This is a genomic window from Pseudoalteromonas sp. GABNS16E, assembly GCF_028598715.1.
Lineage (GTDB): Bacteria > Pseudomonadota > Gammaproteobacteria > Enterobacterales > Alteromonadaceae > Pseudoalteromonas > Pseudoalteromonas atlantica.
The window spans coordinates 157973-177587 of sequence record NZ_JAQREZ010000001.1 but is presented as its reverse complement, the minus strand read 5'-3'; the positions used below and the strand labels follow the sequence as shown (position 1 = coordinate 177587).

The 19615-nt window shown below is 41.8% G+C and carries 16 protein-coding genes; 9 read left to right on the top strand and 7 right to left on the bottom strand.

What is annotated here, in order from left to right:
- The first annotated feature begins 44 nt into the window (after positions 1 to 44).
- The gene (locus PSI06_RS00760) at positions 45 to 2561 is read left to right on the top strand and encodes a penicillin-binding protein 1A (RefSeq protein WP_273603440.1); all 2517 of its coding nucleotides are present in this window, start codon (positions 45 to 47) and stop codon (positions 2559 to 2561) included.
- Between the two features lie 54 nt (positions 2562 to 2615).
- Here PSI06_RS00760 and metL read toward each other — a convergent pair whose 3' ends face one another.
- Entirely contained in the window at positions 2616 to 4961 is a 2346-nt protein-coding gene (metL, locus tag PSI06_RS00755) for a bifunctional aspartate kinase/homoserine dehydrogenase II (protein WP_273603439.1), read from the bottom strand.
- Positions 4962 to 4967: 6 nt separating this feature from the next.
- Entirely contained in the window at positions 4968 to 6215 is a 1248-nt protein-coding gene (metB, locus tag PSI06_RS00750; protein ID WP_024032534.1) for a cystathionine gamma-synthase, read from the bottom strand.
- A 268-nt stretch (positions 6216 to 6483) separates the two neighbouring features.
- Between metB and metJ the strand changes: the two genes are divergently transcribed.
- Positions 6484 to 6804 (top strand): met regulon transcriptional regulator MetJ, encoded by a 321-nt coding sequence (metJ, locus tag PSI06_RS00745; protein WP_004589341.1) that lies wholly within the window; start codon positions 6484 to 6486, stop codon positions 6802 to 6804.
- Between the two features lie 61 nt (positions 6805 to 6865).
- Here metJ and PSI06_RS00740 read toward each other — a convergent pair whose 3' ends face one another.
- On the bottom strand, positions 6866 to 8107 hold the full coding sequence (locus PSI06_RS00740) for a malic enzyme-like NAD(P)-binding protein (RefSeq protein WP_029771819.1): 1242 nt from the start codon (positions 8105 to 8107) through the stop codon (positions 6866 to 6868).
- 519 nt (positions 8108 to 8626) lie between these two features.
- Positions 8627 to 8842 carry a 50S ribosomal protein L31 gene (gene rpmE, locus PSI06_RS00735; protein ID WP_004589339.1) on the bottom strand — a complete coding sequence of 72 codons (216 nt, stop codon included), beginning with the start codon at positions 8840 to 8842 and terminating at the stop codon, positions 8627 to 8629.
- Between the two features lie 232 nt (positions 8843 to 9074).
- On the opposite strand from rpmE, the gene priA reads away from it, so the two are divergent.
- The 5 genes from priA to PSI06_RS00710 all read left to right on the top strand — a co-directional run bounded on the left by priA (position 9075) and on the right by PSI06_RS00710 (position 14175).
- On the top strand, positions 9075 to 11261 hold the full coding sequence (priA, locus tag PSI06_RS00730; protein ID WP_273603438.1) for a primosomal protein N': 2187 nt from the start codon (positions 9075 to 9077) through the stop codon (positions 11259 to 11261).
- Between the two features lie 11 nt (positions 11262 to 11272).
- Positions 11273 to 11800: an SPOR domain-containing protein gene (locus PSI06_RS00725; RefSeq protein WP_273603437.1), complete on the top strand. Its 528-nt coding sequence runs from the start codon at positions 11273 to 11275 to the stop codon at positions 11798 to 11800.
- Positions 11801 to 11879: 79 nt separating this feature from the next.
- A complete protein-coding gene (hslV, locus tag PSI06_RS00720; protein ID WP_004589336.1) occupies positions 11880 to 12398 on the top strand; it encodes an ATP-dependent protease subunit HslV in 519 nt (172 codons plus the stop codon).
- Between the two features lie 11 nt (positions 12399 to 12409).
- Positions 12410 to 13738, top strand: a complete 1329-nt coding sequence (gene hslU, locus PSI06_RS00715) for an HslU--HslV peptidase ATPase subunit (protein ID WP_121636881.1) — start codon at positions 12410 to 12412, stop codon at positions 13736 to 13738.
- A 62-nt stretch (positions 13739 to 13800) separates the two neighbouring features.
- Entirely contained in the window at positions 13801 to 14175 is a 375-nt protein-coding gene (locus tag PSI06_RS00710) for a gamma-butyrobetaine hydroxylase-like domain-containing protein (protein ID WP_273603436.1), read from the top strand.
- A gap of 31 nt (positions 14176 to 14206) precedes the next feature.
- Here the strand turns inward: PSI06_RS00710 and PSI06_RS00705 are convergent, their stop codons facing one another.
- The 3 genes from PSI06_RS00705 to PSI06_RS00695 form a co-directional block, all read right to left on the bottom strand.
- Positions 14207 to 16087 (bottom strand): methyl-accepting chemotaxis protein, encoded by a 1881-nt coding sequence (locus tag PSI06_RS00705; protein WP_138577699.1) that lies wholly within the window; start codon positions 16085 to 16087, stop codon positions 14207 to 14209.
- A gap of 89 nt (positions 16088 to 16176) precedes the next feature.
- Positions 16177 to 17214 (bottom strand): MJ1255/VC2487 family glycosyltransferase, encoded by a 1038-nt coding sequence (locus PSI06_RS00700; protein WP_126005648.1) that lies wholly within the window; start codon positions 17212 to 17214, stop codon positions 16177 to 16179.
- The gene (locus PSI06_RS00695; RefSeq protein WP_024031314.1) at positions 17211 to 17750 is read right to left on the bottom strand and encodes a phosphatase PAP2 family protein; all 540 of its coding nucleotides are present in this window, start codon (positions 17748 to 17750) and stop codon (positions 17211 to 17213) included. Before PSI06_RS00695 ends, PSI06_RS00700 begins: the two co-directional genes overlap by 4 nt.
- Before the next feature lie 202 nt (positions 17751 to 17952).
- Here PSI06_RS00695 and rraA point away from each other — a divergent pair, with 202 nt between their 5' ends.
- Positions 17953 to 18450, top strand: coding sequence for a ribonuclease E activity regulator RraA (gene rraA / locus PSI06_RS00690; RefSeq protein ID WP_273603435.1), 498 nt, complete (start codon positions 17953 to 17955; stop codon positions 18448 to 18450).
- A gap of 77 nt (positions 18451 to 18527) precedes the next feature.
- Positions 18528 to 19574, top strand: a complete 1047-nt coding sequence (locus tag PSI06_RS00685) for a formimidoylglutamase (protein WP_273603469.1) — start codon at positions 18528 to 18530, stop codon at positions 19572 to 19574.
- Positions 19575 to 19615: the final 41 nt, after the last annotated feature.

Below are 19615 nucleotides of genomic sequence, written 5' to 3'. Positions count from 1 at the left end.
AGCAGTCTAAACTCGCAATTGGGAGTCCATTTAGGGAAATATAAGTGATTTTATTAAAACGAACATTACAATTTTTTATCATTTGCACGTTATTTGGTCTGATCACTTTAATCAGCCTTTATTATTACGTTAAACCTGATATCCCCAGTGTGCAAGTTTTAAAAGACGTGCAATTACAAACCCCTATGCAAGTCTTTACAAAAGATGGACTCTTAATTAATCAATTTGGTGAAAAACGCCGCATTCCCGTCACTATAGACGAAATCCCCCAACCTTTAATTGATGCTTTTTTAGCAACAGAAGACAACCGTTTTTATGACCATATTGGTATAGACCCTATTGGTATTGTCCGCTCTGCTATTGTGTTAATTTCAACAGGTGAGAAAAAACAAGGCGCGAGTACCATTACTATGCAGCTTGCTCGTAACTTCTTTTTAACACGAGAAAAAGCGTATATTCGTAAAGTTAAAGAGATTTTTATAGCTCTACATATTGAAAGTGTATTAACAAAAGACGAAATTCTTGAGCTGTATCTTAATAAAATAGAACTAGGTAATCGTGCATTTGGTATTGGTGCTGCTGCTCAAGTTTACTATGGCAAAGAGCTAAAAGACCTCACTCTTGCACAAATGGCAATGATTGCCGGCTTACCTAAAGCCCCTTCGGCGCTTAACCCAATTCGTAACCCAATTAGAGCTAAAGCACGCCGTAATGTAGTGCTTGGTCGCTTGCTTACTGAAAACTATATTACGCAAAAACAATACAACGATGCGGCTAACCAGCCTATCACTGCTTATTTTCACGGTGCTGAAATAGACCTTTACGCCCCTTATATCTCTGAGATGGTTCGTGCTGAGATGGTTGAGCGCTACGGTGTAGAAAAAGCATATAACTCTGGATTTAAGATATTTACCTCTGTGGAGTCTAAAGTTCAAAAGGCTGCGCAAACAGCTTTAGTTAATAATTTACATAACTATGATATGCGTCATGGCTTTCGTGGGCCTGTAGACGTGTTATGGGATCCAGAAACACAGCCTGCCTTAAGTGAGCAGCAAATTATAGAAAAGCTAAAACCTGTTAAAGAAATAGCTGATTTGCATGCTGGCGTGGTGTTAAATGTGACAGAGAAAACCGCTGACGTTATTTTAAAAAATGGCCAGCGCACCACACTTGATTGGGATAATTTAAAATGGGCGCGCAAATACATTACTCGCTACCGCCAAAGTTTTGCCCCTAAAGCCGCTACTGACATTCTTACCCCTGGCATGCAAATATGGCTGCGTAAAAATAACGACAGCAGTTACCTACTAAGCCAAATACCAGAAGCTGCCAGTGCACTTGTTTCACTCGACCCACAAGATGGTCGTATTAAAGCTATAGTAGGCGGTTACAGTTTTGAGCAAAGCCAATACAACCGAGCGGTACAAGCTAAGCGCCAAGTTGGCTCTAATATTAAACCCTTTATATATTCTGCTGCGCTCGAAAATGGCTATACATTAGCCTCTATTTTAAACGACGCGCCAATAAACCAGTGGGATAAAAGTTTAGGTGTAGCGTGGCGACCAAAAAACAGCCCAGCAGTTTATAATGGCCCTATACGTATTCGCCGTGCACTTGCACAATCTAAAAACGTTATTTCTGTGCGCTTACTTCGTGGTGTAGGGTTACAACGCACCGCCGATCACTTGCTTAAGTTTGGTTTTAAAGATGCTGATATTAACCGCAGTGAATCGTTAGCATTAGGCAGTGCATCAATCACGCCATTAGAGCTTGCTCGCGGCATGAGCGCATTTGCTAATGGCGGTCACTTAATTGAACCTTACTTTATATCTGAAATTCAAGATGCTTATGGCAATGTACTATTTAAAGCAAACCCGGCTCTTGCTTGCGATGAAGACGAGCTATTACCCGTCTCTCAAGCAGTGGATAGCTTTGCCAACAATAACCTAGATACCGACATAACAGATGATACAGCCACGCAACCACGTTGTGCACCACGTGTTATTTCAAAGCAAAATGCTTTTTTAATTGCTGAAGCAATGCACAGCGCAGTATGGGGTGGCGGAAGCTGGACCCATAAAACAGGCTGGAGCGGGACAGGTTGGCGTGCGCAAGCATTAGATAGACGCGATCTATCGGGTAAAACAGGCACAACCAATGACTCTGTTGATACTTGGTTTAGCGGCTTTAACCGCAATGTAGTAACATCTGTATGGGTTGGTTTTGACAACCCAGGTAACTCGTTAGGGCGCTCCACCTATAATAACAACCTAGATAGCAGCCAAATCTCTGGTGCTGAATCGGGCGCCAAAACGGCACAACCTGCTTGGGTTGATTTTATGAAAGTGGCGCTTGAGGGCACACCAGAGGCGCCAATAGAGCCTCCTGAAGGGCTAGTTTCAATTCGTATCGATTTAAAAACAGGTTTGTTAAGTCATAAAAACGACTACACCAGTCGCTTTGAATATTTTGAAAAAGGCACTGCACCTACAAAATATGTGCTGTCTCAGCCAACTGATATTTTTGAAGAAGATACAAAAACAGAAGAAGAGTTATTCTAAAAACAAAACGGCAGCTTACACAAGCTGCCGTTTTACTATTAATATTTGCCTGCGCTATTTTAGGTTTTTAACTAACCAATATAAATCAGAATGCACTCCCGCGGCGGTCACTTCTTTGCCTGCCCCAGGGCCTTGTATTACTAAGGCGTTTTCGTTGTACCACTGGCTATTAATAACAAAGATATTATCGCCAGGTGTTAAGTTAGCTAAGGCGTCCCCTTTAGGCGCGTAAGTTATACCTACCTTCGCCGATACTTTACCCTGCTCTAATGCCAATAAACCGGTATACCTAAGTACAGCATCTTGAGCATTTGCCGCATCGGCATGGTGTTTAATAAAGGCATTTAGCTTATCTTTATTCACTAAAAAGTCATCCCATGAACCTTGGGCTAGCTCATCAGGCATTAATGCTTGTAAGCTTATATCATTTAAATCTAATTCAATGCCAAGCTCGCGCGCAAGTATCAGCAATTTACGTTGCATATCGCGGCCCGATAAATCCTCGCGAGGATCAGGCTCTGTAAAGCCCATTTTTTGCGCTTCAAGAACAAGGTCAGAAAATGCCACACTGCCATCGTACTTACTGCATAGCCACGAGAGTGTGCCCGAGAAAACACCTTCAATACGGGTAATTTTATCGCCACTATTTTGTAAATCGGCCAACGCAAAGTTAATTGGCAACCCTGCCCCTACACTGGTGTTGTAGCGCCAATGCAAGTTACGCTCGCTAATACTTTGGCGCAGCGCGTTATACCAACTAGATGCAGCAGTGCCCGCGTACTTGTTAGCACTTATTAAATGACAGTCTCGCTCTACAAAGTCAGTGTATAATTGGCTAAATTGCTCGCTTGCCGTTATATCAACAACAACTTTGTGCTCGTAATCAAGTTCGTTTAATGCACTTAATAAATCCGCCTGCTCATAAGCAACGGCATTATGCTGCCATTGTTTTTTCCACTGTCCGAGTGTAATACCCGAGGCATTAAATAGCATATGTTGCGAGCGAATTAACCCAACTAGCTTAATACTATAATCGCCCGACAAACGCTTAAATTGAGCATCTAGCTGGCTTAAAAATTCATCGCCTACATTACCTAAGCCAGCCACAACCAGAGCAACTTCTTGACCTTTATTAATTAATTTTTCGTGCAATAAACTAAGTACATCGCTTTCTATTAACTGATCTGTTAACAGCAATGTATAGCCTGTATCTTGATGAATAAAACGAGGGTGAATACTTTGCTGATTTAAAACCTCAGCCGCTAATGTACTTAGCGTATAAACATCTTGTGTAGGCGCAACCACCGCGCAGCCATTTAAATTAGACTCGCTTATATTTGCTCGCCCAGCAAAATAACTCACTACTTGATGCGTTGCACCCGCGGGCACAACTAAGTATGTATCGCCGTTGTGTATAAAATGATGAAGGCTGTGCTGAATAAGCTGGCTAACATGCGCCACTTCACCCGCGTTAAGGCCTTCAACGAGCAGTAAATCAACGTTTTGTAATGTAGTAATAAAACGTTTTTGCTTAGCTTTGCCTTGTTTTACAATATCGGTAGGGGCAGTTTGTACATCAAAACTACTACGTACAGCCAGTTTAATATTACTGTTTTTTAAAGGCGAAAGCGTTTTAGCATGTAACACAGGGTTACCCAATCGAGCTAATAAGTTAGCTTGTTCACGGCACACCTTGTTGTACTTAATCGCCTTTTCAACTTTACGTGGGTCGGCACTAAATACCCCTGGCGTATCAGTCCAAATACATACATTTTGTGCGTCGCAATAATTGGCTAATAAGGTGGCGCTGTAATCACTGCCATTGCGCCCAAGCGTAACTGTTTTACCATCAGCACTTGCTGCGATAAACCCTGTTACTACGTTAATTTTATTTGCATCAATAACTTGGCTGCATTGCTGTTTGTTTTGCGCATGCAAAAGCTCCCCGCTTGTTACACTAAACAGCGCTCTAGCATCATGAGCACACGCTTGAATGTTTAATTGCGTTAAATAGGCTGCCAATAATCGCGCAGACCACAGCTCACCATGCGCCAGTAAGGCCGCCTCTTGCAACTGCTGCTTGCTGGCTTGCTCCGCTACATCACTTAGCTCTTGCGCTAACACAGCTAAAGCCGTGTGTTTAGCATCGGCTTTTAATAACTCTTCAATTAATGCCGTTTGGTGATTACTCAATTGCAGCAAAATATCAGCAACGGCTTGCTTATCTTGTTGTTGATAACTTTGCCACAGCGATACCAATGTATCGGTGGTTTTACCCGCAGCAGATACAACCACGCAATCGCCAGGCTGTGTGTGGCCAATAATTATTTTTGCCACACTTTGATAGCGCTCGCCCGAGCTTAAGCTCGAGCCGCCAAATTTATGTACACTGTTTACCATACTCAATCACCACAAAGCTGGATGAGCAGCCTGCTGCTTTACATCACCATTGGCATTGCCTGCAGCTTTACCAACACGCCCTACATTTTTATTTTGACCAGGTTTAACTAAGTTAAATACACGTTCAAAATCAGCCAGTAGGTCTTCTACATCTTCAATACCGACCGAAATACGAATTAGCGTATCGCCCACACCCGCCTCTAAACGTGCTTGAGCTTCCATACCTGCGTGAGTCATGGTCGCAGGATGACAAATTAAACTCTCAACCCCACCTAACGATTCTGCTAAGCTAAATTCTTTAAGGCTTGTTAAAAACGCCGCAGCATCATTCACATCGCCTTTAATATCAAAACTAACCATACCACCAAACCCAAGCTGTTGGGCTTTAGCAAGCGCATGTTGAGGATGCGATTCAAGGCCTGGGTAGTAAACTTGGCTAACATACTCAGAGCTTTCTAGGTATTTAGCAATTGCCAGGGCATTTTCTTGGTGCTGTTTTAAACGCACATTTAAAGTACGTAAACCACGTAACGTTAAATAGCTATCAAATGGTGCGCCGGTAATACCAATGTTATTGGCCCACCAAGCAAGCTCATCACCAAGCTCTTGTGTAGCAGCAACAACTGCACCGCCTACAACATCAGAATGGCCGTTTATATATTTAGTGGTTGAGTGCACAACAATATCTACGCCAAACTTAATTGGGTTTTGTAATGCCGGTGATAAAAAGGTGTTATCGGCGGCCACTAATGCACCGCACTGTTTTGCTATATCCGTCACGGCTTTAATATCCGTTAGGCGCAGCACAGGGTTACTTGGTGTTTCTATCCAAATTAATTTAGGTTTAATGGTTAAAATTTGTTCTAGGCTTTCTGGTTTAGTTAAATCAAGCACTTTAAGTTTAAGCAAGCCGCGCTTTTCTAACGACGTAAATAAACGGTAGCTGCCGCCATAACAATCGTGAGGAATAACCAATGTATCATCGTTATTTAATAACTGTGTGGCTAAGTGCACTGCTGCCATGCCCGTAGCAGTAATAATTCCGCGTGCGCCACCTTCAAGCTCTGCTAGAGTGTCAGCTAAAATATCGCGATTAGGATTACCACTGCGTCCATAGTCGTATGCGCGCTTAGTATCAAAATCGGCAAACGAATAAGTCGTCGATAAATAAATTGGCGGTACAACGGCGCCATGATGTTTATCGGCATCAACCCCATTTCGTACAGCAATGGTTGCTTTGTTTTTTTCGCTCATATTCGTCACCTGATTAATTTGGATGTTTAGACGTCTAAAAGAGTAAGTTATCCATTATAATAAGTCAAAGCATTTAAAGCTCTAGATGGCTAAAAATAACAGACGCGTAAAACTTCAATGAGGCTGTATTTACTATTACAGACAGCTTATTAAGATAGATTGCTATCTATTATTTGACTATCTTTTTTAAAACGATAGAATTTCACGCATATTTACACGCTTTTAACGCCGTGTGAGAAATTAATAATCTGAGGCAACGATACATCTTATGGCTAAATGGAATGGTGAGTATATTCACCCATACGCAGAACACGGGAAAAAATCAGAGCAAGTTAAAAAGATCACCGTTTCGATCCCGCTAAATGTATTAAAAGTATTAACTGATGAGCGTACACGTCGTCAAATAAACAACCTGCGTCATGCAACAAACAGCGAGTTACTATGCGAAGCGTTTTTGCATGCCTTTACAGGCCAGCCATTACCTAATGATGATGACCTACGTAAAGATAACGCAGAAAAAGTACCTGAAGAAGTTAAAAAAATAATGCAAGAAATGGGTTTAGAAGTGCCTATTTTAGACGAAGAATAAAACGTCTTTTTAAACAAAAAAACCTCAGCATGCTGAGGTTTTTTTGTTTCAGCGCTATATATTACGCCATATAATTTTCCGGTAAGTCAATTTGTGCCACGCCCGACTCAACAGCAGCAATAGCAACCGCCTTGGCTATACGTGGTAATAAACGCGGGTCCATAGGTTTAGGAATAATGTAGTCTGCACCAAATTCGAGCTTTTCTACACCCGCTGCTTTTAATACTTGCTCAGGCACTGGCTCTTTAGCAATACTACGAATAGCTTCAACAGCCGCTATTTTCATTTCATCGTTAATTGCGCTTGCACGTACATCAAGTGCACCACGGAAAATAAACGGGAAACATAAAACATTATTAACTTGGTTAGGGAAATCAGAACGCCCCGTTGCCATAATTAAGTCTTTACGTGCACTGTGCGCAAGCTCAGGTGCAATTTCAGGATCTGGGTTTGAACATGCAAACACCACTGGCTTATCAGCCATTAGTTTTAGATCTTCAGGTGCAAGTAAGTTAGGACCCGATACACCTACAAACACATCAGCATCAGCAATTACATCTTGTAGAGTACGCTTATCTGTATTGTTAGCAAAAAGCTGTTTGTATTCGTTTAAGTCATCGCGGCGAGTATGAATAACCCCTTTGCGGTCTAGCATATAAATATGTTCGCGCAGTGCACCACACTTAATTAACAGCTCCATACAAGCAACCGCTGCAGCGCCTGCACCTAAACATACAATAATGGCATCTTCTATTGATTTGCCCTGCACTTCTAAGGCGTTAAGCATACCTGCCGCAGTTACAATAGCGGTACCGTGTTGGTCATCATGAAAAACCGGAATACTGCAACGCTCAATAAGTGCTTTTTCAATTTCAAAACACTCTGGCGCTTTAATATCTTCTAAGTTAATACCACCAAACGTGTCTGCAATATTAGCCACTGTATTTATAAAGTCTTCGGTGGTGCGATGCTTAACTTCAATATCAATAGAATCTAAGCCAGCAAAACGTTTAAATAAAAGCGCCTTACCTTCCATAACAGGTTTAGAGGCTAAAGGCCCCAAATTACCCAAACCTAAAATTGCCGTACCATTACTGATCACCGCAACCATATTACCTTTACCGGTATATTTATATGCATTGGCTGGGTCTGCTGCAATTTCGCGCACAGGCTCTGCAACACCAGGGCTGTATGCTAATGCTAAGTCTTGCACCGTTTCGGCTGGTTTTGTTAGCTCAATGCTGATTTTGCCTGGAACGGGGTGAGAGTGGTAGTGTAATGCTTGTTCACGAAAATCTGACATAACGCGATGGTATCCTGCAATTTAAGTTAAGTGAGAGGGAGTATGGGGCTAAGATACTCTTATTATTTTTAAATTCCAAGCAATATCAGGTCTATCCTGTTATATGCTATATCCGTTAATTTTAAGTGATTTATCAGCAACTTCGCTAAAAGTTATCAATATTAAACAAATAAAAATTCATTCAAAAAGTGCTTTTTGAGGTTCATTTTGCCCTGCCAATATTTTTGTAAAATAGCAGAATATTAAAATAGTAAAATGCACCAATATGGCGCGTTTATCACCGTTAAAAACAAATATCGCCACGATAAGCACTTTTAGCAGCTTGGTTAAAAATTAACGTATAAAAATATAGAGAAGAATTGTGAGTTTGTCTGCAAAGGTTTATGCATATTCAGAATAAGAACAGGAAATAGTTATGCACACATAGTACGGCAACAATCGGTGATTTTTTAGTAAAAATGATGAATTTTAGGCACAAAAAAAGCACCCGAAGGTGCTTTTTTTACTAAACAGCAATAATTACTTCTTGCTGCTAAGTGCACCGAAGCGCTTGTTGAAGCGATCAACACGGCCGCCAGTGTCTAAAATCTTTTGCTTACCAGTGTAAAACGGGTGACACGCAGAACATACGTCTAGGTGAATGTCTTTACAAAGAGTAGAACGAGTTTCGAATTTGTTTCCGCATGAACATGTTGCAGAAATTGCTTCGTACTTAGGGTGAATACCTTCTTTCATAGGAACCTCTAGTTAAGGCCGCATCGCTCTCCAAACCCGAAGTCTGGCACCATACGTCGTTAAAACAAATTTATAGGCCGCGGATTTTATCCAACTAGCTTGCCCCGCACAAGCTTTAATTACGCTTTTTGCCAAAAAAGTAACCAACCAGCGCTACCGCATCCATTTGTATGTAGGTTTTTAGCCTTATTTTTAGTACATTAAGCTATTACCCTTTATCACATGAGTTGTTATGCGTTTTGTTGAAGTTGCTATTAAAGTTCCGTTGCCACGCACCTTTGATTATAAAATAGATGAACAGCTCATCTCGCCCTCGGCGCCTATTATGCCAGGGATGCGTGTTTTAGTACCCTTTGGCAATCAAAAGAAAGTAGCGGTTGTTCTTGCACTTAAAACGCATACCGACGTGCCAGAGAACAAAATTAAAGCGGTTACTGAGGTTATTGACCAAACCCCTATTTTATCATCACAGCATTTAGAACTGCTTAGCTTTACTGCACGCTATTATTGCTATCCGCTCGGCGAAACCATACACATTGCACTGCCAGGTGCGCTTCGCCAAGGTGAAAACCCAGATAAAACCAGCATTAACATGGTTAGCCTTACCGAAAAAGGCGCAAAGGTTCCATCGTTAAAAGCGAAAACTCAGTTAAATTTACTAAAGCAACTCGCGCAATCGGGTAAGTCGTCGGTAACCGAGCTAAAAGCGCTCGGCTTTAGTAAAAAAACAATAGATGCCTTAATAGATAAAGAGCTTATAACCCAAAGCATTGAGCATGATAATCAATGGCAAAGCGTTGCGCCCACAGTCGGCACCAAGCCAGTACTTAATAAAGAGCAAGCCGTAGCGTGCACTACAATAAATCAAAGTGTTGGCTTTAAGAGCTTTTTATTAGAAGGTGTAACAGGCAGTGGTAAAACCGAAGTGTATTTACAATGCCTAGAAGAAGTCCTTAAACGTGGCGAGCAAGCCTTAGTTTTGGTGCCTGAAATAGGCTTAACGCCACAAACTGTTAACCGATTTCGTCGTCGCTTTCCCGATACGCCAATTATGCTATGGCACTCTGCCCTAACCGATAACGAACGCTTGCAAACATGGCGTTTTTGCGAAAAAGGCAGCTGCGCTATTGTAATAGGTACCCGTTCGAGTATTTTTCTACCTTTTTTAAAGTTAGGAATGATAGTGGTTGATGAAGAGCATGACTCATCGTTTAAACAGCAAGATACCTTACGCTACCACGCACGCGATTTAGCCGCTTATCGGGCATTTCAGCACAAAATACCGCTTATTTTAGGCAGTGCCACCCCTGCGCTCGAAACACTGCACAAAGCTATAAACAACAAATACCAACTTTTAAGCCTTACAGAGCGCGCACAAACTGCGACCGATAATCAGTTTATGTTGCTCGATATGAAAGGCCAGCCCGACCAAGCCGGTATTGCACACGCAAGTCTTGCCACTATGCGCCAACATTTAAACCGTGGTAAGCAAGTTATGGTGTTTTTAAATCGTCGTGGCTTTTCTCCTACGCTAATTTGTCACGAATGCGGGTGGTTGAGTGAGTGTAATCGCTGCAGCACCAGCGCAACCTTTCATAAAGCCATTGGCCAAATGATTTGCCACCACTGTGGGGAGCAACACCCAGTACCTCACCAGTGTCCTGATTGCGGTAGCACACAAATTTTTCCTAACGGTAAAGGCACCGAACAAATTGAAGAGTTTTTATCGAGTGAATTCCCCGATACACCCGTAACCCGCATCGACCGCGATTCAACCCGCCGTAAAGGGAGCTTAGAAAAAGCCTTAGAGGTGATAAACCAAGGCGGGGCGCGTATTTTAGTGGGCACACAAATGTTGGCTAAAGGTCATCATTTTGCCGATGTTAGCTTAGTGCTTATATTAGATGTAGATAGCGGTTTGTACTCGTGCGATTTTAGAGCCACAGAGCATTTAGCCCAGCTGGTAACTCAAGTTGCTGGGCGCGCAGGTCGCTCTGGTGAGCCAGGCCAAGTATTACTGCAAACCCACTTTCCTGAACACCCTTTATTGCAAGACTTAGTAAATAATGGCTACCAAGATTTTGCCCGCTTTGCTTTAAGTGAGCGTGATGATGCCGACCTTCCACCCATTACTAATATGGCTATAGTTAGAGCACAAGGGCACAGTATTAAGCTCGTTGTCGATTTTTTGACGGATTTGGTTCCTGTTAACGGTGTATCTGGTATACAATTGCTCGGTCCAATTCCTGCCCCACTAGAAAGAGTGGCGGGTATGTACCGGTTTCAATTGCATATTCAAGCGCAAGACCGCAAAGTATTGCATCAGTATCTTGCGCAAATGGTCGACTATTTAAGCACCAGCAAACTTGCACAAAAAGTGCGCTGGAGCCTTGATGTTGACCCTATAGACATGATTTAGGTTAAAGCCAAATGGCACAGCACGATTATATTAATAAAAAACCAGCGGGTAGAAAAAACACCAAGCAAGCCCCTGCTAAAAAACCATTTCCTATACTTTTAGTTGTTATTACTGTTTTGCTTGTAGGCTGCTTTGCTTACGGCTTATGGTTTATTAAAAATAACGCCGACCCTGAGCTTGTTGAGCAGCAGGCGCACCCTAAAACAGCTGAAAAAGTAGAAATAGCTAAACCTCGCGCCCCTAAGTTCATTGAAGAAATTAAAGAGCACGAGATCCAAGTTGAAGTAAGAGAAATTGAGCAAAAAGGCCCCTATGTTATGCAGTGTGGGTCGTTTAGAACACACGCACAAGCCGAAACCCTCAAAGCTAAAATTGCCTTTGCGGGCTTAATTTCTGAAATTAAAAAGACCACAGGTACTAATGGTGTTTGGTATAAAGTGCGTTTAGGCCCTTATAAAACAAAGCGCCAAGCCGAAAGCGACAAAAACAAACTCAAGCGAGTGCATGTTGTTAGCTGCGGAATTTGGGGCTGGACTTGAAATTAGTCCATTCACCCATATAACCTCATCATAATCGTTTTTTACAAGCTGCCCCCGCAGCTTGATGATGAGGAATAACATGACCACTATCGTAAGTGTACGCCGCGACAATAAAGTAGTAATTGGTGGCGACGGCCAAGTTTCACTTGGTAATACCGTAATGAAGGGCAACGCCCGTAAAGTTCGACGCCTTTATAATGGCAAAGTAATTGCTGGTTTTGCCGGCGGTACTGCTGATGCCTTTACCCTTTTCGAACGCTTTGAAAGCAAACTAGAAATGCACCAAGGTAACCTCACTAAAGCCGCTGTAGAAATGGCCAAAGACTGGCGTAGTGACAGAGCTTTACGCAAGCTTGAGGCACTCCTTGCGGTTGCAGATGAAACTGCTTCACTAATTATCACCGGTAATGGTGATGTAGTGCAGCCAGAAAACGATTTAATTGCCATTGGTAGCGGTGGTAACTTTGCTCAATCAGCAGCCACTGCCCTATTAGAAAACACCGATTTAAGCGCTCGCGATATCGTAGAAAAAAGCCTGACCATTGCTGGCAACATCTGTGTATTTACCAACAACTTCCAAACAATCGAAGAATTATAATAGGACCCATTATGTCTGCTATGACCCCAAGAGAAATTGTACACGAGTTAGATCAGCATATTATTGGTCAAGCTAATGCTAAAAAAGCCGTGGCTATTGCCCTGCGTAATCGCTGGCGCCGTATGCAACTAAACGATGACTTACGCAGCGAAGTAACCCCTAAAAACATTTTAATGATTGGCCCAACAGGTGTCGGTAAAACTGAAATTGCCCGCCGTTTAGCTAAACTCGCTAATGCGCCTTTTATTAAAGTAGAGGCGACTAAATTTACTGAAGTGGGTTATGTTGGTAAAGAAGTAGAGACTATCATTCGCGATTTAGTTGATGTATCAATTAAAATGACCCGAGAGCAACAAACTAAAAAGTTTAAACACCGCGCAGAAGAAGCAGCAGAAGAGCGTATTTTAGATGCACTTTTACCACCGGCTAAAGATCAATACGGTGAAACACAGCGCGATGACAACTCATCTACTCGTCAAACATTCCGTAAAAAATTACGCGAAGGTCAGCTTGATGATAAAGAAATAGAAATAGATCTAGCGCAAGCACAGCCAAATGTAGAGATTATGGCGCCTCCTGGTATGGAAGATATGACCAACCAGCTGCAAAGCATGTTCCAAAACATGGGTGGCGACAAACGTACTAAGCGTAAGTTAAAAATTAAAGAAGCCTTTAAGTTATTAACCGAAGAAGAAGCCGCTAAATTAGTTAACCCTGAAGAGCTAAAAGAGCAGGCTATTTTTGCAGTAGAGCAAAACGGCATTGTGTTTATTGATGAAATAGACAAAATTTGTAAGCGTGGCGATTCGTCAGGCCCAGATGTTAGCCGTGAAGGTGTACAACGCGACCTACTTCCATTAATTGAAGGCTCAACCGTTAATACTAAGCACGGTATGGTGAAAACCGACCACATGCTATTTATTGCATCAGGTGCGTTCCAAATGGCTAAACCATCAGACATGATCCCTGAGCTACAAGGTCGTTTACCTATTCGTGTAGAGCTTGAAGCACTAAGTGCTAATGACTTTAAACGAATTCTTACCGAGCCACATGCTTCACTTACTGAGCAGCAACGTGAATTGCTTAAAACTGAGCAAGTAAATGTTGAGTTTAGCGATGATGCAATAGAGCGCATTGCTAAAGCCGCTTGGCAGGTTAACGAGAAAACCGAAAACATTGGTGCTCGTCGCTTACATACGGTAATGGAAAAGCTAATGGAAGAAATTTCATACGATGCATCTGAACAAGCAGGCTCTACCCTTACTATTGATGCCGCTTATGTAGAAAAACATTTAGGCGCATTAGTTGAAGATGAAGATTTAAGCCGCTTTATTTTATAAGGTAGGCAAAAATACTATACTAAAAGCCTCCATATTGGGGGCTTTTTAATGGGACATATAAAATGAAACACGTAACAAAAGTGCATTATCATAGCGTGAGTAAAAACCTAGATGTTTACTTTGATGATGACAGTATGGCTGTATTTAGCTGCGAGTTTTTACGCGTTCACTCTCCCTCGGCCGAAGTGCAAGGGCATGGTGCAGAACCAATGAAGTTGGTACTTAATAAACAACATGTTGGTATAAAAAAGATTGTACCGGTGGGGCATTACGCACTTAGATTAGACTTTGATGATGGCCATAACAGCGGGCTATTTAGCTGGAGCTACTTTGAAACACTACAAGCGCAGCACGAAACCTTGTGGGATAAATATCAAGCGCGTCTTGCCGAGCACGAAAAAAACAAAGATAGCGTACCAATAAAGTTTGTTCCCTAAACCTTATTGGCTTTTTAAACGCTACACTGTATTACACTTTAAATTTATCAATAGCCGCAAATAATACGCGCGCTTGTTCAGAGACTTCTTCACTGGTTTGCGCATTATTAACTGCATGCTCAGAGGCATCTTGGGCAATGTCTCTGATGCGTACTACATTTTTGTTCACCTCTGATGCCACCTGACTTTGCTCATCAATAGCAACGGCAATTTGAGTACTCATTTCCATTATGGTTTGCACATCTTCGGTAATAGCACCGAGTAAATCACCCGCTTTAATAGCTTGTGAAGCACTTTCATCACCTTGCGAGCGACATTGATGCATAATACTTACTACCTCTTGCGTGCGCTGCTGAAGCGTATTAATAATGCCTTCAATTTCACTGGTAGACTCTTGTGTACGTTGCGCAAGCGAGCGTACTTCATCCGCTACAACAGCAAAGCCTCGCCCTTGCTCACCAGCACGAGCGGCTTCTATCGCGGCATTCAATGCCAGTAAATTGGTTTGCTCTGCAATGCCTCTGATTACATCGAGCACTGAGCCTATGGTTTCACCGTCTTTTTCAAGTTGCGATACCACACTTGATGCGTTACCTAACGACGAAGATAAATCGCGTATGTGCTTAACCGTAGAGTCTACTTCATTTCGCCCTTGCTGCGCGCTTAAATTGGTTGACTCTGCTTTTTTAGCGGCAGCTTCGGTATTATGAGAAATATCTTGAATCGTTGCCTGCATTTGCGTAGCCGCAGTGGCAACCATATCCGCTTCGTGTAACTGCTCTTGCATGCCTGAACTTGTTGCAGAGGTACTTTCAGATAAGTGCTCTGTTGCCACATTTAACGTATTAAGCGCGGTATTCACTTCGTTTATGAGGTTTTTAAAATCGCCTATTAAACTATTAAAGTCCGAGGTCATAATGGTAACTTCATCATTACCTGTTTGCTCTATCATTACGCTTAAATCGTTATTACGGCGTATGTCGTTTATGGTGTGATATACCCGCTCAATAGGCACAATAATTGAGTGGCTAGTAAAGTACACCAGCGCCAACACTATAATCCCCGAAATAACAAATACAACGATGGCAATAAACTGCGCTTGGTCAACGCTTTTCTCAACTTCCAGCTTGGTTGACTCAACAATTTGACCAACAACCTGATCGCTTTTTTCTACGTTAATACGCATAACGCCTAGTGCACCAGAGTCTAAATCGAGCCCTAACTGCGTTTGTGCCTTTACAAGATTTTGAAAAGCACTTTGATACGTATCTATTAAAGGGCTTATTTGCGACTTATAACTACTTTGCAAATCAGCTTGGGTAATTTTTTGTTTAAACGTACTAATAAGTTCGTTAAAGCGAGTTAAGTATTTTGCATCAAAGCGCAGCATAAAATCTTTCTCAGCGCGTCGCAGCTGTAGCATTGCCGATAAAAGCTCAAAGTTATCTTGCTCTTTTAATAGCACCTCAACTTCGTGCACTGCAGTTCTGAGCTTGCCATATAACCCATCTTTAGGGTTTAAACCTATCTGTTGCTGTAACCTAACAACCTCTGAAAAACTGTTATTGTAGTTAGTAATAAGCGTATGAAAATGCTCAATTTGCGCTGTGGTAATGCCCTGCTGTTGCATTACCTCCTGCAGCTTTTTGATTTTAGTGCTTAGCTGTTTAAAATCCTTATCAAATGATGTAAGTGCTTCCTGCTGCTTGTAAAAAAGAAAATTTTTTTCATGCTTTCTAAGCTCTAGTGCATGTACGTTGAGCTCTTCTGCAAGCTGAATTGTTTTATTCAGATTGAGTGTTACGCGTGACTCATAAATTACCACACACAACAAAATGACCATTGCCAGACCGACTACCACTGCATTAAGTTGCAAACGCCTTTTAATGGTTAAGTTTTGTAAAAAATTCATTGAAAACACCTATATTTAATATGCACTAATAGTGTAGTACGTTCTGGCGCTTTACATTAAGTTTTTTATTAACTTTTTATACATATAACTCATGCTTTTAGATTAACATTACCCCATAAATCTTTATGCAATGAGTGAGTGTCATGCCACTGTTTATTAAGTAGCCATTTAACCAAAGGGGCAGGATCACTGGGAAAATTAATTTGTTTGTTTTGCGGGGCACTATTCCAATCATCCAGCGCTTGCGGGTTTAAATAATTCATTACATGAGCCATTTTCATCGCCCGCAATGTTTGTGCATTTGCATCTTGTTCAAACTGACCATCGAGAGGTTTAAGTAATAATTTTTTCCCAAGCTTTAAGGCCTCACTTGCCAGCTCAAAGCCTGCATTACCAATTACGCCACTGGTATTTGCTAAGTCGTTTAAAAACCCCGCTCGTGAAGGAGTGCGCAAATGAATATGCCCAAGGGATTTATCCTGCGCATGCGGGTGGTAACAGTAAAACTCTTTTTCTGGGAAGTCCTTTAAATAATCAATAATGTTGTCGAGGTTCTCAAAGGGTAAATACACCAGCACTTTATTCATAACGGCGACAGGATTGCCATGGTCATGGTTTGCAATAAAGGGCGGTATAATATTATCTGCAAAGGGCTGCCAATGTACGCCTAAATAGGTGCTTGCTGGCGCGTAGTGCTTAATGAGAGATTTTCTAAATAAACCGCGACCAAACATAGGCACGCTATTAGATAAAAAGGCTGCCTGGTGACTAATACCAACTACAGGCACGCCTGCACGCTTTGCTGCCCAAGCTGAAATAGGCTCAAAGTCATTTAAGACGAAATCGTATTTTTTTACATTAAATGATTTTATATCGTTAACTAACTTACACACTCGGGCATTTTTTAATGTTTGATAGCTTTTTACTTGGCCGTTTTTAGTGCTAAACGATAACCCCCGAAACGTTTTGTAATCAGCAAAGTCCTGCATATCAAAGTAGTCTTTTTCAGGGCGTCCTGAAAAAACGTAATCTACATCTATACCTAACTCTTTAAAACAACTTGCCATAACACGGGCGCGCGTAATGTGGCCATTACCTGTGCCTTGTATGCCGTATAATATCTTCATACAGGCACCACCAAAGCTAGCGCAAATAAACCGCATGAACTGCCAATAACGGCGCCTATTATTATATCTGCCGGAAAATGTACGCCTAATACTACGCGAGAAACCGCCACCCCCGATGCCCAACTAAACCAAAGCCACGCATACTCTGCAAAAAAGTGACTCAATATTACCGCAACTAAAAATGCTGCTGCACTGTGTCCCGAAGGCAAACTAAATTTGTCACTAGGCACAATATACGCATTACTGACTAAGCAATCGCAGGGGCGGATTCGGCCAAAGCTACGTTTTGCTAAAAAATAAATAGGTCTTTCAATTGCAAACCCCAGTAACACCGATATTGGCAATAACTGATGCTGCTCATTGGTACTTAACCACCAAATGGCGCCACACATAAGTAAATATAAACCACCATTACCACTTTTAGATAAACCAAGCGCAGCCGTCTTCAGCCATTTGGGTGAATTATAATTAAACAGAGTTAAAAAGAGTTGTTCATCCATTTGAGCCATTTTTTTAAGCACGTTATTGTCGTTCATTATTTACCCTTAGCTGCACAATATCTAACCATAGTTAAAGCTTAGTGGCAGAAAATAACAATTGAGTGACGCTTTTAAGACACTATTGTTGCCATTTCTAATTTCGGCATTTTTTGAATAAATTTACTGCTATTAAGTCGTTGTTATTGCATATAAGGAGGGTATACTGAGGGTAACTTATGTACCCTTTGAGGATAAAATAATGGATTACAGCACTTCTGACTTATGTGACTTTTTTGCCGATGTGGTTGACGTGCTTGAACCGATGTTCATCAACTTTGGTGGTCGACACACGTTTGGCGGCCGAATTAAAACGGTTAAATGTTTTGAAAATAATGAACTGATCCGTGAAATACTCTCACAAGACGGTACTGATCAAGTACTACTTATCGATGGTGGTGGCTCAACACGACGCGCCCTTATCGACGTTGAACTTGCAGAGCTTGCGCTTGATAACAACTGGAACGGCATTATTGTATTTGGTGCTGTGCGTCATGTAGATGAGTTAGAAGAAATTGATTTAGGTATTCAAGCGATTGCATCAATTCCTGTGGCCGCCGACAGCGAAGGCGCTGGTGAAGATGGTATTGGCGTTAACTTTGCTGGTGTGTCGTTTTTTGATGACGATTTTATCTATGCAGATAGTACTGGCATTGTATTATCAGCAGAAGAACTTGAACTAGAAGTTATCGAAGAATAAAGTAACAAGCAGTGCTCAACAGAGCACTGCTTACGCCACCACGAATAATTTTTGCTGCTCAATACGGATTCAACACAGTGCACCCTACCTTAAAAGTGTATGATGAAAACGCCGTTAAACCCTACTGCTCCACACGCGTTAACGAAACAAAAACCTGGCAGTCTGTTGCTCTATTAGACACCCATGTAAATGTACAACAAGCCCTTAACGATGCAGCGCAATTTGGTATTCGCTACGTATTAATTGGTATATGTGAAGATATAGGCCCTCGCGCTAATTTAGGCAATGGCGGCTCACATCAAGCTTGGCCCGCTTTTTTACAATACTTTTTGAACCAACCAGTTAACCAGTTTAACGCGACCCAGCAGGTATTGCTGTTAGGCGAAATTGACGTTAATGATGTAATGGTGCAAGCCCAAGGCTTAAATAACCAGCATACTGAAGAGCTGGCTCAACTACGTAAACTATGCGCAACAATAGATGAGCGAGTAGAGGCGGTATTAACGCTTATATTTAATGCGGGCCTTGAGCCTATTATTATCGGCGGTGGGCACAATAATAGCTTTGGCATACTCAGTGCTTTAAGCAAACATAGTGGGGCTTCAGTTAACGCTATAAATTTTGATCCCCATGCAGATTTACGGCCTTGCGAAGGTCGCCACAGCGGCAATGGCTTTAGCTATGCTTTGAAGAAAAATGCATTGCAGCAATATCATATTATTGGCCTGCATGAGCAAAAAAATAACCAAGCCATTTTTGACTTAATCGAGCAAAATCAATGTAGTTTTCACAGCTATCAAGCTATTAATGTACGCCGAGAAATATCACTAACCGATGCCGTACAGCACGCCTTAGCAGCGTTTAATAATGCGCCACTTGGTATTGAACTCGACTTAGACAGTATTTCATTTTTACCGGCCAGCGCGTATACATGCTGCGGCTTTAGCGTCAGTGATGCTGAGCATTATGTGTATTTAACAGCAAAACACAGCACTGCCCGCTACCTACATTTGTGTGAAGCTGCACCGCTAAATCACCCAGCTGGGTTAACAGCAGGTATGCAAAGCTGTGGGCAAATTATTAGTGCATTAGTTAATGCCTACTTACATGCAAAAACGCGTTAATTTTAATTAGCTTAATTAACCGCTGCATTTATAAGGCAGCT

What these genes read in the sequence shown, in the direction of transcription:
- hslV (WP_004589336.1), top strand. Translation starts at nt 11,880, where the DNA reads ATGACCACTATCGTAAGTGTACGCCGCGACAATAAAGTAGTAATTGGT.
- metJ (WP_004589341.1), top strand. Translation starts at nt 6,484, where the DNA reads ATGGCTAAATGGAATGGTGAGTATATTCACCCATACGCAGAACACGGG.
- PSI06_RS00740 (WP_029771819.1), bottom strand. Translation starts at nt 8,107, where the DNA reads ATGTCAGATTTTCGTGAACAAGCATTACACTACCACTCTCACCCCGTT.
- metB (WP_024032534.1), bottom strand. Translation starts at nt 6,215, where the DNA reads ATGAGCGAAAAAAACAAAGCAACCATTGCTGTACGAAATGGGGTTGAT.
- hslU (WP_121636881.1), top strand. Translation starts at nt 12,410, where the DNA reads ATGTCTGCTATGACCCCAAGAGAAATTGTACACGAGTTAGATCAGCAT.
- PSI06_RS00700 (WP_126005648.1), bottom strand. Translation starts at nt 17,214, where the DNA reads ATGAAGATATTATACGGCATACAAGGCACAGGTAATGGCCACATTACG.
- PSI06_RS00710 (WP_273603436.1), top strand. Translation starts at nt 13,801, where the DNA reads ATGAAACACGTAACAAAAGTGCATTATCATAGCGTGAGTAAAAACCTA.
- PSI06_RS00705 (WP_138577699.1), bottom strand. Translation starts at nt 16,087, where the DNA reads ATGAATTTTTTACAAAACTTAACCATTAAAAGGCGTTTGCAACTTAAT.
- priA (WP_273603438.1), top strand. Translation starts at nt 9,075, where the DNA reads ATGCGTTTTGTTGAAGTTGCTATTAAAGTTCCGTTGCCACGCACCTTT.
- rraA (WP_273603435.1), top strand. Translation starts at nt 17,953, where the DNA reads ATGGATTACAGCACTTCTGACTTATGTGACTTTTTTGCCGATGTGGTT.
- rpmE (WP_004589339.1), bottom strand. Translation starts at nt 8,842, where the DNA reads ATGAAAGAAGGTATTCACCCTAAGTACGAAGCAATTTCTGCAACATGT.
- PSI06_RS00695 (WP_024031314.1), bottom strand. Translation starts at nt 17,750, where the DNA reads ATGAACGACAATAACGTGCTTAAAAAAATGGCTCAAATGGATGAACAA.
- metL (WP_273603439.1), bottom strand. Translation starts at nt 4,961, where the DNA reads ATGGTAAACAGTGTACATAAATTTGGCGGCTCGAGCTTAAGCTCGGGC.
- PSI06_RS00725 (WP_273603437.1), top strand. Translation starts at nt 11,273, where the DNA reads ATGGCACAGCACGATTATATTAATAAAAAACCAGCGGGTAGAAAAAAC.